The sequence below is a fragment of the Frateuria aurantia DSM 6220 genome (genome assembly GCF_000242255.2).
Taxonomy (GTDB): domain Bacteria; phylum Pseudomonadota; class Gammaproteobacteria; order Xanthomonadales; family Rhodanobacteraceae; genus Frateuria; species Frateuria aurantia.
Genome location: NC_017033.1, coordinates 2,891,936 through 2,905,111, shown reverse-complemented (window position 1 = coordinate 2,905,111; position 13,176 = coordinate 2,891,936). Strand labels below are relative to the sequence as shown.

General features: G+C 66.4%; 12 protein-coding genes. 3 read left to right on the top strand and 9 right to left on the bottom strand.

All coding sequences use genetic code 11. The features are described from left to right. Nucleotides 1-39: 39 nt before the first annotated feature. The 6 genes from FRAAU_RS13440 to FRAAU_RS13415 all read right to left on the bottom strand — a co-directional run bounded on the left by FRAAU_RS13440 (nt 40) and on the right by FRAAU_RS13415 (nt 6,392). The gene (locus FRAAU_RS13440; RefSeq protein ID WP_014404061.1) at nt 40-969 is read right to left on the bottom strand and encodes a complex I NDUFA9 subunit family protein; all 930 of its coding nucleotides are present in this window, start codon (nt 967-969) and stop codon (nt 40-42) included. Next, a complete protein-coding gene (locus FRAAU_RS13435; protein WP_014404060.1) occupies nt 966-3,023 on the bottom strand; it encodes a transglycosylase SLT domain-containing protein in 2,058 nt (685 codons plus the stop codon). The genes FRAAU_RS13440 and FRAAU_RS13435 overlap by 4 nt, the downstream gene beginning before the upstream one ends. Before the next feature lie 138 nt (nt 3,024-3,161). Beyond that, nucleotides 3,162-3,956 (bottom strand): endonuclease/exonuclease/phosphatase family protein, encoded by a 795-nt coding sequence (locus FRAAU_RS13430; RefSeq protein WP_014404059.1) that lies wholly within the window; start codon nt 3,954-3,956, stop codon nt 3,162-3,164. 25 nt (nt 3,957-3,981) lie between these two features. After that, nucleotides 3,982-4,641, bottom strand: a complete 660-nt coding sequence (locus tag FRAAU_RS13425; RefSeq protein WP_014404058.1) for a thiol:disulfide interchange protein DsbA/DsbL — start codon at nt 4,639-4,641, stop codon at nt 3,982-3,984. Nucleotides 4,642-4,734: 93 nt separating this feature from the next. After that, nucleotides 4,735-5,601, bottom strand: a complete 867-nt coding sequence (locus FRAAU_RS13420) for a thiol:disulfide interchange protein DsbA/DsbL (RefSeq protein WP_014404057.1) — start codon at nt 5,599-5,601, stop codon at nt 4,735-4,737. A 143-nt stretch (nt 5,602-5,744) separates the two neighbouring features. Next, nucleotides 5,745-6,392, bottom strand: a complete 648-nt coding sequence (locus FRAAU_RS13415; protein WP_014404056.1) for a c-type cytochrome — start codon at nt 6,390-6,392, stop codon at nt 5,745-5,747. Nucleotides 6,393-6,498: 106 nt separating this feature from the next. Here FRAAU_RS13415 and yihA point away from each other — a divergent pair, with 106 nt between their 5' ends. Continuing rightward, a complete protein-coding gene (yihA, locus tag FRAAU_RS13410) occupies nt 6,499-7,143 on the top strand; it encodes a ribosome biogenesis GTP-binding protein YihA/YsxC (RefSeq protein WP_174269764.1) in 645 nt (214 codons plus the stop codon). Between the two features lie 19 nt (nt 7,144-7,162). Here yihA and FRAAU_RS13405 read toward each other — a convergent pair whose 3' ends face one another. Both FRAAU_RS13405 and FRAAU_RS13400 read right to left on the bottom strand, forming a co-directional pair. After that, entirely contained in the window at nt 7,163-8,572 is a 1,410-nt protein-coding gene (locus tag FRAAU_RS13405; RefSeq protein WP_014404054.1) for an ATP-binding protein, read from the bottom strand. Nucleotides 8,573-8,579: 7 nt separating this feature from the next. After that, nucleotides 8,580-9,245 (bottom strand): response regulator, encoded by a 666-nt coding sequence (locus tag FRAAU_RS13400; RefSeq protein WP_014404053.1) that lies wholly within the window; start codon nt 9,243-9,245, stop codon nt 8,580-8,582. A 235-nt stretch (nt 9,246-9,480) separates the two neighbouring features. Between FRAAU_RS13400 and sppA the strand changes: the two genes are divergently transcribed. Further along, on the top strand, nt 9,481-11,361 hold the full coding sequence (gene sppA, locus FRAAU_RS13395; RefSeq protein WP_014404052.1) for a signal peptide peptidase SppA: 1,881 nt from the start codon (nt 9,481-9,483) through the stop codon (nt 11,359-11,361). A 42-nt stretch (nt 11,362-11,403) separates the two neighbouring features. On the opposite strand, the gene FRAAU_RS13390 is transcribed toward sppA, so the two are convergent. Further along, nucleotides 11,404-12,219: an ABC transporter ATP-binding protein gene (locus FRAAU_RS13390; RefSeq protein ID WP_014404051.1), complete on the bottom strand. Its 816-nt coding sequence runs from the start codon at nt 12,217-12,219 to the stop codon at nt 11,404-11,406. 116 nt (nt 12,220-12,335) lie between these two features. Between FRAAU_RS13390 and FRAAU_RS13385 the strand changes: the two genes are divergently transcribed. Continuing rightward, the gene (locus FRAAU_RS13385; RefSeq protein WP_041271161.1) at nt 12,336-13,115 is read left to right on the top strand and encodes an SDR family oxidoreductase; all 780 of its coding nucleotides are present in this window, start codon (nt 12,336-12,338) and stop codon (nt 13,113-13,115) included. The last annotated feature ends 61 nt before the right edge of the window (nt 13,116-13,176 follow it).

Sequence of the window (13,176 nt, the reverse complement as noted above, 5' to 3'; positions counted from 1 at the left end):
CTCGCGGCAGCCCGGACGCTGCAGGCCGGCCCCTGCGCTTCAGCGTGGCAACTGGATCATGCGGGCGGGCGGGGCCTGCGGGTCCACCAGCAGAGGCAGCCAGGCGCGGATGCCTTGCGGGGTGATGCCCAGTGTCGCGTAGCCGTCGGACTTGCCGACGGAGTCGGTCCGCAGGGTCTGGAAATTGTCCAGACTCATGGGGCGCCCGGGCAGCCAGGGACCGAGCTGGGCCAGCAGCCGGCCCGCGCCATCGCCCAGTTCCACGATGCGGGTACGCAGGCCGGCGGCATCGCGGATGGCATGCACCAGTTCGCCCAGGGTAAGCGTTTCCGGACCATACAGCTCGAAGGTCTGGTGCTGGCTCAGCAGTGGCTGCTCGACGCAGCGGACGATGGCTTCGGCGACATCACCGACCCAGGTCGGTGCCAGTCTGACCTGGGCCCTGGGCAGCGGAAATACCGGCGAGGTCCGCAGCAACCGGGCAAAACGCCCGACCAGACTGTCATGCCGGCCGAAAATCAGGCTGGGCCGATACAAGGTCCAGCGCAGGCCGGATTGACGCACGACCTGCTCGGTTTCGCCGCGGGACTTCAGATAGCGTGACAGGCCCTGACCGGCCTTGAGCGCACTCATCTGGTGCAGCTCGGCCACGCCGGCCAGCCTGCAGGCGGCGATCAGCCGTTTCGGCAGATCGATATGGATCTGGGAGAACCCCTGGCGGCCGGAGGGGTTGAGAATGCCGACCAGATTGATCACCGTATCGGCGCCCTCCAGATGACGGGCCAGCTGGGCCGGATCCTCGAGGTCCACCGCACGCAATACCGTCGAAGGCAGCACGCCCAGATCCCGATGGCGTTCGGGATGGCGTGACAGCACGGTCAGCCGATGTCCGCGTGTCGACAATTGACCCAGCAGGCTGTGGCCGACAAAGCCGGTGCCGCCCAGCACCACGATGCGTCTGGGTATCACGAGGCTTCCTCGGCATCGGCGCGATCGCGGGCGGAGGCCGGCTGGGCCGGTGCCGGCGTGGCCGGGCATTGCACGGGAACCCGGCCGCCGGCGGCAGGGGGAGCATAGGTCTGGCCCGGTGGAGGCATGCGCTGGCTGATACGGAGAACCTCATGGTGCAGCCGCCAATCGTACACGACGGAGAAGGTCAGTATCCGGGTCGCATACTCGCGGGTTTCATGGTACGGAATCGTGGCGACAAAGACATCGGGGTCCAGCCCGGGCCTGGCATCCAGCCAGCGCTGCAGATTTTGCGGTCCGGCGTTGTAGGCCACCGAAGTCAACCACGGTGAGCCTTGGTAGCGACCGGCCAGCAGGGCCAGATAGCGGGTTCCGAGACTGATATTGGTCGCCGGATCCAGCAGGGAGGCCGTGCCGTTCCAGGGCAGACCGTATTGGCCGGCCAGCTGCCGACCGGTGGCTGGCACCAGCTGCATCAGGCCCCAGGCATCGGCTCCGCTGCGCGCATCGGGCATCCAGGCGCTTTCGGCGCGGATCACCGCATAGGCCCAGGCGGGGTCGACTCCGGCCTGAGCGGCCTTGGCCACCACGCCATCCTTCTCGTCCAGCGGAAAACGTTGCTCGTAGTAATGCAGCCCCGGCCCGCTGCTGAACTGGCTGATGGCCCGGTCATACCAGCCCGCCTGCCAGGCCAGCAGGGCGGCCTGGCGGCGCTCGGCCGGGGTACGGCCGGTCAGGGCCTGGTTCCATTCCCGCCGGGCCTGCCAGGGCAGCCCCACCGCCGCCAGTTCCAGCGCCCGTTGCAGGCCGATGGAAGCCTGCAGCAGGCGTTGCTGGGCGGCGGAGTCCACCACCGGTTGGTCCGGGCAGATCTGATAGTTCCGCTGCAGCCGGTCAGCCGCCAGAAAGCCGTAGTACGTGGTCTGGCCGGCCAGTCCTGCATAGATCGCGTCAGCGGCCGCTGACTGGCCGTCGGCCTGCAGGGCACGGGCCTTGAAGTAGCGCCACTCCGATGTGTTCTGCTCCTCGGCGGGCATGGCGGCGATGGCCTGCAGGACGCGCGGCCAGTCCTGGCGGGCGAGGGCTACACGGACGGCCCAGGCCCGGGTGGCAGTCGTCTGCAGCTCGGGTTTCAGCGCGGTCAGCCGTTGCAGGGCATCGTCCTGATAGTCGGCGGCGGCATACAAGGCCAGGGCATACTGCACACGGTCGAGCTGGCTGGGTGCCCAGTAGAAATGGCTCTGCAACGCGGGCCAGGCCTGATCGGCCTGCGCCGAGTCGCGTCGTGCCAGTCGGGTCAGCGCCGAGAGGGCGGCCTCGCGTTCGCGCGGCGCATCCGGCCATTGGGCGGCGGCGGCGATGGCACCGGCCGGGTCACGCAGGGCCTGGGCCAGATGTGCGGCCGTGGTCTGCTGATCGGTCGGCAGCCATTGGCCCAGACTGGCGACGGTGCCGGTGGCCCCGGCTTCCAGCGCGAGGTCGATGCGCTGCCACAGCCGTTCCGGGGTCAGGAGTCCTTGCTGTCGGGCCGCAGCCAGCACGGGGTCACAGGCATTGGGCAGCGCTGCCTGTGACCACAATCCGGCCAGGTCGCGGTTGAAGTCCAGTGTCTGGCCATGGGCCAGCCGGGCCTGCAAGGCAAAACAGGCGAGCTCGTTGCCACCGCCCTGATAGCGGGCCAGAAAACCGTTCCAGTCCTGGCGACGGGCGAGTTCGCGCAGAAAGGCTCGCTGCAGGTCGGCTGCCGGCAAGGTCTCCGGATAGCGTTGCCGGAAGTCGTCCACCTGCCGTGCATCCAGTTGCCGGATGTCATGCTGCAAGGCGGCACCTTCCAGATAGGGAAACAGCAGGTAGTGTTCCAGGCCGGCGGCGGATGCCCGCCAGGCGTCACCGCCTTGCTGGGCCAATGCCCAGGCCGTCTTGAACTGCTGACGCTGGGCCGCGGTTCCGGCCCCGGGGTTGGCGGCATGCACTGCGCCGGCCAGGCCCAGCAGGCTGCCGCTCATCCAGAGCAGATGGCGGATGCGACGGGCAAAGTGATGAAACGACGGCATGCGGAAATCCTGGCGGGGTCATCAACGCGGAGAATCCGCTTAATGTACCTTAGTCCGCCCGCTGTACCGAGGCGGCCAGGCGTGATCTCCGCATCCTGGACGAGGGGGCGGTCCGTTGCCGGCGCGATCGCTTTCGACTCAGGGCGCAGCGGCTGCCGCGACCTGGCTGGGCAGCGAGATCTCGGCCGCCAGCGGCAGATGGTCGGAAAAAGCCTGCGGCAGCGCCCAGACCCGCTCCAGCCGGATATCGCCCGAGGTCAGGATATGGTCGAGACGCTTGCGAGGATTCCAGCTCGGAAAGGTGGCCGGTGGCGTGAGGGCCGGCTGCAGCGATGAGCGCCGGAAGAAATGCTGCAGTTCGGCACTGTCCAGATCGGCATTGAGATCGCCCATCAGGATCGCATGCGGATAGGCCTGCAGGATTTCGGCGATGATCGCCAGCTGGCGCATCCGCGCGGCCGCGCTGAGGGACAGGTGGGCGATCATCACCGCCAGCTGCTGGCGGCCTTCGCCGAAGGTCGCCAGCAGGGCGCCGCGCCCGGGAATCCGGCTGGGCAGGGGATAGTCGAAGACCGCTCCGGGCTGGATACGGCTGATCAGGCCATTCGATGAATGGGCCAGACCGGCCACTGGCCGGTTGGGCTGGTGGCTCCAGTACGGCATGCCGGCGGCTTCGGCCAGATAACGGGTCTGGTTGAGAAAGCCGGAGCGCAGGCTGCCGGCATCGGCCTCCTGCAACCCGATCAGATCGAAATCGGGCAACAAGCTGGCCAGCCGGTCCAGATTCGCGACCTTGGTCTTGCCCGGGAGGACGGCATTGAAGCTGCGCGTCACGTATTCACGGTAACGTCCGATGCTGGCACCCGCCAGGATATTGCAGCTGAGCAGGTGCCAGTGTTGACGTTCCGCGGCCGGCAGCGGGGAGACGGTCATCGAGGTCGGATCCGGAGGGTGGTGACTACTTGGCCTTGGCAGCCAGTTCGCGCTTGGCCAGCCACAACGCCACATCGGCCAGCTCCTGCCGGGACTCGACCTCGTTGACGCGATACTTGCCGTCCACGATCAGGGTCGGGGTGCCGTCGACCTGCCATTGCTGGATCAGGGCCGTATCGCGCTTGATCCTGGCCATCGTCTCCGGCGAGTTGGCGATCTGCAGGAAGCGGGCGCGGTCGGCCCCGTTGCGGGCATAGAAGTCGGCCAGTTCATCCAGGCTGTTGATGGGATAGTGCTCGCCGAACTTGGCCTGGAACAGCTGCAGATGGGTACGGTCGACCAGACCCAGATCTTTCGAGGCGTAATAGGCCTGGGCAAACGGCAGCCAGGCCTCGTTGAAGGCGGCGGGAATCAGCTTGAAGACGACACCGGGCGGCAGCGACCGGCGCAGCTTGTCGGCCAGGGGGGCGAACTCGGCGCAATGGATGCAGCCATAGGAAAAGACTTCATCGACTTCGACCTTGCCGTCCGCGCTGTAGCGCTGCGGATGGGGCAGGGTGATGTATTCGTCGCCATCGGTGTAGTTGGGTGCCGAGGACGCGGGCTGGGCGGAGCAGGCCGCGGTGCCGAGCAGCATGCTGGCAAAAAGGCCGGCCTGACACCAGCGGGACAGGTGCTTGAGCATCATGAATCTCCTGGGTTCCGACGGGATCCGGCGCCGGAGGCGGCCCGTCGCAACGGGCCGCACCAATGAAAACCCGCCGGACCGGGATGAGGGTTATTTGCCGGCGGCTTCCTTGGCGACCAGGAACTTGGTCAGCGCGACGGCCTGGGTGTAGCCACCGGCCGAGCCCGGATCAAAGCGGTAATGACCGTTGATGATGATGGTCGGGGTGCCTTCGACACCATAGGCGGCGATCATCTGGTTGGCGCGATTGATCTGGGTCTTGACCGCAAAGGAGTTGGCCACGGCCACGAATTCCTTGGGATCCACCCCATAGTGACCGTAGAACTGGGCCAGCTTGTTGATGTCGGGCCAGGCCGACTTCGGCGCCAGCTGACCGGTGCTGAGATTGTAGGAGCTGATTTCGCCCGACTTCCAGACGCCGTCGAAGCTGGCGTCATAGGTCTTCTCGGCAATGCCCAGCGCGGCCGCCGCGAAATAGGCCTGCTGGTAGACCACCCAGTTCTCGTCCGGGCGGAAGCCGGCCGGCAGGTAGGTCATCACCGCATTGGCGGGAAGATTGTGGGCGATGGTATCGACGATGGGATGAAACGCATTGCAGGCCGGGCAGCCATAGGAAAACACTTCGGTGACTTCGATCTTGCCCGGGTGGGTGGTGGGCTGGGCCGGATCGATGGTGAAGTAGTTCTTGCCTTCCACCCAGCGACCGTCATCCACGAAGGCTTTCGAGGCCGCCGGTGCCGCGGTGCTGCCCGGGCTGGCCGGTGCGGTCGCGGTGGTGGCGGCCGGAGCCGCTGCGGCGGTCGCGGTCGACGTGGTCGAGGGCGCAGCGGGAGCCGTGGTGGTGGCCGCCACCGGCGCGGCCGGGGGGCTGGCCGGCGCCGAGGCATCCTGACCGGAGTGGCTGCAGGCACTCAGACCCAGGGCGGCAACACCGAGAAAGGCAAATCGTTTCAACATGAATGACTCCGTAAATGGGGAACGGCAAGAGGCGGCTCCAAGCATACCCTGACTCGACGTGTCGCAGACCGCGGCCGGCTGATTCGGGCGGTGGCCAAGGCCTGCGGGGACCATCGATGACGAGGCATGGCCAGTCGGCTGGCTCAAGGCGCCGCTGCCGTATCGAGCTGCTGCAAGTAGTCGGCCAGTGCCTGGATATCGGCCGGACTCAGCTGGCGGGCAATGCTGGGCATGATATCGGCATGCGGATGGCCCGCCGGCAACCGGGCCTGCTGCCAGGCGGTCAGTCGACTGACCAGGTAGGTCGCGCTCTGGCCGCGCAGTTTCGGGTAGCCGGATCCCGGGTTGCCCAGCGCGTCACCGCCATGGCAGGCCATGCAGGCCGGCAGCTGGCGGCCTGCATCACCGCCTCGATACAGTCTGGCACCGGCGGCGACATCCGGGGCCGGCGCTGGTGCGGCGGCCGGGTGGCCGGACTGGCTGGCGAACCAGGCGCCGATGTCATGCATGTCCTGCTCGCTCAGCGTCTGGCTCATGGCCAGCATGATCGGATTGCGGCGGTGACCGAGCTTGAAGTCATTCAACTGGTTGACGATATAGGTCTCGTGCTGGCCGGCCAGTGAAGGATAGATGGGGGCCGATGCCTGTCCGTCCATGCCGTGACAGGCGCTGCACACGGCGATACGGGTCTTGCCGGTGTCGGCGTGGCCGCCCCAGGGGCTGGCGGCACCGGCCCAGACCAGGCCGGCGGAGGCCCAGAGGCAGAAAAAAGCGATAAGGCGTACGGCCATGTCACAGGGTTCCGCGCTGATGAATGGGTATGGCTGATCAGCGCATACGGCGGCTTGGGCAGTGATCGATTATCATCATGGCTTGTTGACCGGTCAAATGTGGCGAATGGCTTCCAATCCCCTGCAAGGCGCCCAGTTCATTCTGGCGGCGCACCAGATTTCCCAGCTTCCCGAAGACAGTGGCGCCGAAGTCGCGTTTGCGGGGCGCTCCAATGCGGGCAAATCCAGTGCCCTCAATGCGCTCACCGGCCAGAAAGCGTTGGCCCGCACCTCCAAGACACCGGGTCGGACCCAGCAGATGGTGGCTTTCGATCTGCCTGCCGGGCGTGCCGCGGCAGGTCCGCGGCGACTGATCGATCTGCCGGGCTACGGCTATGCCAAGGTCCCGGAGGCCCTGCGCGCGCACTGGCGCCAGGAGATCGATGCTTATCTGAATCAGCGCCGCAGTCTGCGTGGCGTGATCCTGATCATGGATATCCGCCATCCGTTGAAGGACTTCGACCGGATGATGCTGGATTTCTGCGAGGCCACCGGTCTGGCCTGCCACGTGCTGCTGACCAAGGCCGACAAGTTGTCGCGCAACCAGGCCGGGCAGGCCTTGCTGAGCATGCGCAAAAGTCTGCAGGCGCTGCGTCCGGAAGGTTTTTCAGCCCAGGTGTTTTCCTCCAGTGACATGACGGGCGTGGATACGGCCCGCGAGGTGGTGATGGGCTGGCTGGATGCGCCCGAGGCCGAGCCGGATCAGGATTGATGCCGCCGCCGGGTCGGGTTCAGTCCCCGGCCTGACAGCTGGAGGGCGGCGGAAATCGCACCCGCACCCGCAAGCCGCTGCCTTCCGGCCGGTCCAGCAGATCGATGCTGGCGCCATGCATCTGTGCGGCGCGCCGGACCAGTGAAAGCCCCAGCCCCAGCCCGTCCTGATGCTGGCCGGGCACCCGCTCGAAGCGTTCGAACATCCGCTCGCGCAGATGCGCGGGTATGCCCGGTCCGCTGTCGATGACTTCCAGCTGGGGAGATCCGGCCTGTGTGTCCAGCCGCAGCTGGACTTCGCCGCCGACCGGTGTGTGACGCATCGCGTTTTCGACCAGATTGCGGATCAAGGCGTTGATCGCCGCTTCGTAGCCATCGATCAGCAGATCCCGGCCAGGATGGTGGAAGCTGACGTCGATGCCGGATTCCAGCAGCAGCGGGCCGAACTCGTCCAGCACATCCTTGGTCACGGCCGTGAGATTGACCGGTACATGGACGGCCGTCGCTACGCCGGACTCCAGCCGGGCCAGAGCCAGCAATTGTTCGACCCGTCGAGACAAGGCATTCAGGGCATGATGGGCGCTGGCCAGCGATCCGCGCAGCCATGCCGGGTCGCGGGTCTGCATGGCGTTTTCCAGATGCAAGGTGGTAGCGGCCAGCGGTGTGCGCAGTTCATGGGCGACATCGGCACTGAAATGGCGTTCGCGTTCCAGTGCGCCGTCGAGTCGTTCCAGCATATCGTCCAGCGCGTCGATCACCGGCTGCAGCTCTGCCGGCAAGGGCATGTGCGGCATCGGTTCGCGGCTGCCAGGGGTCCGCTGCTGCAGGGACCGGGTCAACTGGTCCAGTGGCCGCAAGCCGCGGCGCACGGCCCAGCCGACCAGCACCGCCAGCAGCGGCAGACCGAACAGCAGGGGCATGCTGTGGTCGAACCAGAGGGCGCGCAGAATGGTGTGACGACTGTCGTAGCGTTCGGCGACGCGTATCCAGCCGCGCTGGCCGGAACGCTGCAGATTGAAGATCCGCCAGCGGTAATGGTCCAGCCAGATGTTCTGGTAGCCGGTGACCTGCGGTGCCGGCAGCGCCAGACCGGCCATATTGTCGGTGGCTACCTGCAGCTTGCCGGCCGGATCAAACCATTGGAAACCGACCTCGGTTTCGTAGGTCTTGCGAGGGGGCTTCCGTGTCGGCTCGACAGCCCGGGTGGGAATCAGGATCGGGGCGCCGGTGTGGTCGGCCGGCCGCAGGCTGAAGTCGGCCAAGGTGTCCTGAGTCCGGGCGGCCTGGGCCAGGCGCCCATCCGAGAGTTCGGCGACTTCGCCGACGGTACGCTTGAAGCTGTAGATGCCCAGCGGCATCAGTACCAGCGCCAGCATTCCGGCGATCATCCAGCTCAGCCTCGAGTGCAGGCTCCACGTGGTTCGGCGCATGTGAGCCTCAGTCGGGCGCGCGGGGCAGCATGTAACCGAAGCCGCGGACGGTGCGGATAGCATCAAAGCCCAGTTTGCGGCGCAGGTGATGGACCAGCACTTCCAGCGCGCTGGAGGAGATGACCGGGTCCAGTCCGTAGATCGAGTGTTCCAGGCTTTCCCTGCGCACGATGCGGCCGGCCTGCTCCATCAATGATTGCAGCAGGGCGAATTCGCGACGACTGAGCTCCACCGGCTTGCCGCGATGGATGACCTCGCCGTGACTCAGGTCCATGGCCAGTGCACCGACTTCGATCCGGTTGGCGGCCAGTCCATGGGCGCGACGGGCCAGAGAGCGGATCCGGGCGATCAGCTCGTCCAGATGGAAGGGTTTGACCAGATAATCATCGGCGCCGGCGTCCAGACCCTGGATCCGCGCCGCCACGGCATCGCGGGCGGTCATGACCAGGATCGGCGTCTTGATGTCGGCGCGGCGGGCGCTCTTGATGAGCTCCATGCCATCCTTGCCCGGCAGCCCCAGATCAAGCAGGACCAGATCGGCGCTGCGGTCACGGATGGCGTGCAGTCCGGCTGACCCTTCGCGCAACCAGGTGACGGTATAAGCCTGTCGGCTCAGGGCCTGCTCGATGGCATGTCCCAGCGGGATGTCATCTTCCAAGACCAGGATATGCATGGCGGGCAAGGCTCCGTAGCGGCGGACAAGGGGCGCATCCGTCCGTGCGGGTCGCTGATCGGCACAGTCCGGAGGTTCCAGCTTGGCATACCTGCCTTAGCCTTGGCTTAGGCCATGTGGGCTGATGTGGGCGGCACCCTGCCAAGGGGCAGGCTTGCGCAAGCTCCGGGGCTGTGACGTAATTCCAGCGATGCCGCTCCGTTGCCGGCCTGCCTGTTTGAAGGATTTTCCCGTCATGATGCAACCGCGCGAGCGTGGATTTGTACCGTTTGTCCGCTGGCTGGGGCGTGGCCTGAATGCCACGCGCCTGGTCATCATCAACCTGGTGTTCTTCGGCTTGCTGGCCGTGCTGTTGCTGGCCTTGCTGGTCGGCGTCGCGGCTCATCACCAGGCGGGGGTGATCCAGTCGGGCACGGTGCTGGTGCTCAAGCCCGAGGGCGAGCTGGTCGAACAATACAGCCTGGATCCCCTGCAGCGGGCCTTCAGCGGTCTGCAGGGCCAGCCCTCGGGTCAGATCCAGGTCCGCGACCTGATCGCGGCCATCGACCATGCCGCGACCGATGCGCGGATCACGCGTCTGCTGCTGCTGCCGGATGACCTCAGTGCCGCGGGTTTTGCCAATCTGCAGGAAGTCGGTGCCGCGCTGGATCGTTTCCGTGCGCATGGCAAGCCGGTGCTGGCCTGGGCCGCCAGTTACGACCAGCGGCAGTATCTGCTGGCCGCGCATGCCGACCGGATCCTGCTGGATCCGCAGGGCAGCGTGATGCTGACCGGCCTGTCCAATTACCGGCTCTTCTACAAAGGCCTGCTGGACAAGCTGGGCATCGATGTCCATCTGTTCCGGGTCGGCCAGTACAAGAGCGCGGCCGAGCCTTTTGTCCTCGATCATGCTTCCGACGCGGCGAAGGCGGCCGACAGCGACTGGATGGGGGATCTGTGGAACAGCTATCTCGACCAGGTGGCCGGCCTGCGCAAGATCGCGCCCGATCAGCTGCGCAAGAGCACCGAGCAGGCGCCCGAGCTGATCAGTGCCGCGGGTGGCGATACCGCCACGCTGGCGGTCAAGAGCCGGCTGGTGGATCAGCTGGTCACCGAAGATCAGCTGATCCACCAGCTGCGTGTCCAGGGTGTGCCGGCGGGACGGCAGGGCAAGGGCTTTCGCCAGATCCGGCTGGAGCGTTATGCCAGCCTGACCCGCACGCCGGTCAATCCCGCCGATCAGCGCCCCGGGGTGGCGGTCATCATCGCCGAAGGCGATATCGTGGGCGGCGAACAGTCGGCCGGCAAGATCGGCGGCGAGTCCACGGCCGCGCTGATCCGTCGCGCGCGTGAAGCCAAAACCACCAAGGCTCTGGTGCTGCGGGTCAACTCGCCCGGTGGCGAGGTGTTTGCCGCCGAGCAGATCCGGCGTGAAATCGCGCTGACCCGCAAGGCCGGGATTCCGGTGGCGGTGTCGATGGGCGATGTGGCGGCCAGCGGCGGCTACTGGATCTCGATGAATGCCCAGCGGATCTTTGCCGATCCGACCACCATCACCGGCTCGATCGGCATTTTCGGCATGTACTATTCGGCGCCGACGGCCATCGGCAAGCTGGGTCTGCGCAGTGACGGGGTCAGCACCGGTCCTCTGGCCGGGGCTTTCGACGTGACCCGGCCGCTGGATCCCAGGGTCGGCAACATGGTCCAGTCCGTCATCAATCGCGGCTATTTCGACTTCGTCAGCCGGGTGGCACAGGCCCGGCACCAGAGCTACCAGCAGATCGATGCGATCGCCCAAGGGCGGGTCTGGAGTGGCCGAGAAGCCTTGCAGCACGGGCTGGTGGATGCCTTGGGCGATCAGACCCAGGCGATTGCCTGGGCGCGGCAGCAGGCCCATCTGCCGGCAACGGCACCGCTGCGTTATATCGCGGCTCGTGGTGGTCTGGTGCAGCGGCTGGCCGGCAGTCTCAGCGACGATGCCATGGTGCTGTCGCTGCAGGGATCAGGCTGGCAGCTGCCGGGCTGGCTGCTGCAGCTGAGCCGGCTCAGCCATGCCGCGCCGGAACTGGGCCTGCTGCAGCAGGCCAGAGCCGGGCGTCCAAACGTCTATGCCTGGTGCATGTGCCAGCCGGACTGATGACCAAAGGATGCGCCGGATGGCGCATCCCGGACCGGGGCTTCAGTCCAGTGCCGCCCAGAACCAGTCACCTCGCGACGTCACCGTGACCGGCGTATCGAACAGCTCGCCAAGCTGACGGGACGTCAGGGCCTGCGCCTTGTCGGTGTCGGCGACCAGCCGGCCCTGACGCAGCATCACCACCCGTCCGATTTCCGGCAGGATTTCCTCGATATGGTGGGTGACCAGCAGCAAGGTGGTCCCCGATCGCGCCAGCTGGCGCAGGCTTTCCAGAAAGTCCCGGCGACTGGCCAGATCCAGGCCGGCGCAGGGCTCGTCCAGCAGCAGGGCCAGCGGACGATGCACCATCGCACGGGCAATCAGCACCCGGCGGGCTTCGCCGGTCGACAGCCCGGCCATCATCCGGCCGACCAGATGGCTGGCACCGGCCCGATCCAGGGCTTCGCGCGCGGCCTGATGCATGGCCTGCGTGACCTGGTGGTCCAGGCCCAGTCCGCGGGCGGCGAAAAAGCCTGAAATCACCGCATCATAGACTTCCAGCGGGGTCTCGCTGGTAAAGTCGGTCTGCATGGCGGGCGAGACGATACCGAGCCGGGAACGCAGCTCGACGACGCTCCAGCGTTCGCGGCCAAGGACCCGCAGTACCGGCTCGCCTTCAGGCCGGGCCAGCGGATAGATCTGGCGGGTGATCAGCTTGACCAGGGTCGACTTGCCGCTGCCATTGGCGCCCAGAATGGCGGTGTGCTCGCCCAGGGCGATCTGCAGGCTGAGATCGTCCAGGATAGGACGACCCTCGCGTTGCACGCTGGCATGGGCCAATTGCAGCAGGAGAGGAGGCGCCGTGCCGGTATCAGTCATCGCGCCACAGTGCCGCAGGCCGGATCGTGATGCAAGCCCCGACCGGCTGCCGGCTGCTCGTGGCGCCCGCTTTGTGGCACCATGCCGCCGTCTATTCCAGTCAAGAGGCACAGAGCATGGCGGAGTCCTCCGCGTGGACCCTGCAGGGGCATACCGCACTTATCACCGGGGCCAGTCATGGCATCGGTCTGGCCACGGCCCGTGAATTCGCCGGACTGGGCGCCGATCTGCGGCTGGTGGCACGTGATCCGCTGGCGCTGGAGCGTTTGAAACAGGAGCTGGAGGCTGAATTCGAGGATCTCGATGTCGTGGTCTACAGTGCCGATCTCTCGGATCAGGATGAGCGGCTGGCGGTCTTCGACTGGATCGCCGACCTGGGTTCGCCGATTTCGCTGCTGGTCAACAATGTCGGCGGCAACCAGCCTCAGGCCACCCTGGATTACGCCACCGACGATGTGCGGGCGATTTTCGAGCTGAATCTGTTTTCGGCCTTCGAGATGAGCCGGCTGGCATTTGAATATCTGGTGACCCAGGACGATGCCGCCATCGTCAATGTCGGTTCCGTCGCCGGTCTGAGCCATGTCCGCACCGGCTCGGCCTATGGCATGAGCAAGGCGGCGCTGCATCAGCTGACCCGCAATCTGGCGGTGGAATGGGCGGAGAGCGGAATCCGCGTCAATGCGGTTGCACCCTGGTATATCCGCACCCGTCGTTCCGAGGCGGCCTTGAATGAGCCGGAGTATTACCAGGAGGTGGTGGATCGCACGCCCCTGGGACGAGTGGCCGAGCCCGAGGAGGTCGCCACCGCGATCGCCTTTCTGTGCCTGCCGGCTTCCAGCTACGTCACCGGCCAGGTACTGGCGGTGGACGGCGGTTTCATGAGCCTGGGATTCTAGAGTTCATGCCTGCGGCCGGCTCCGTCGGAGTCGGTCGCCTTTTGCCCGCGCCGCATGCGAC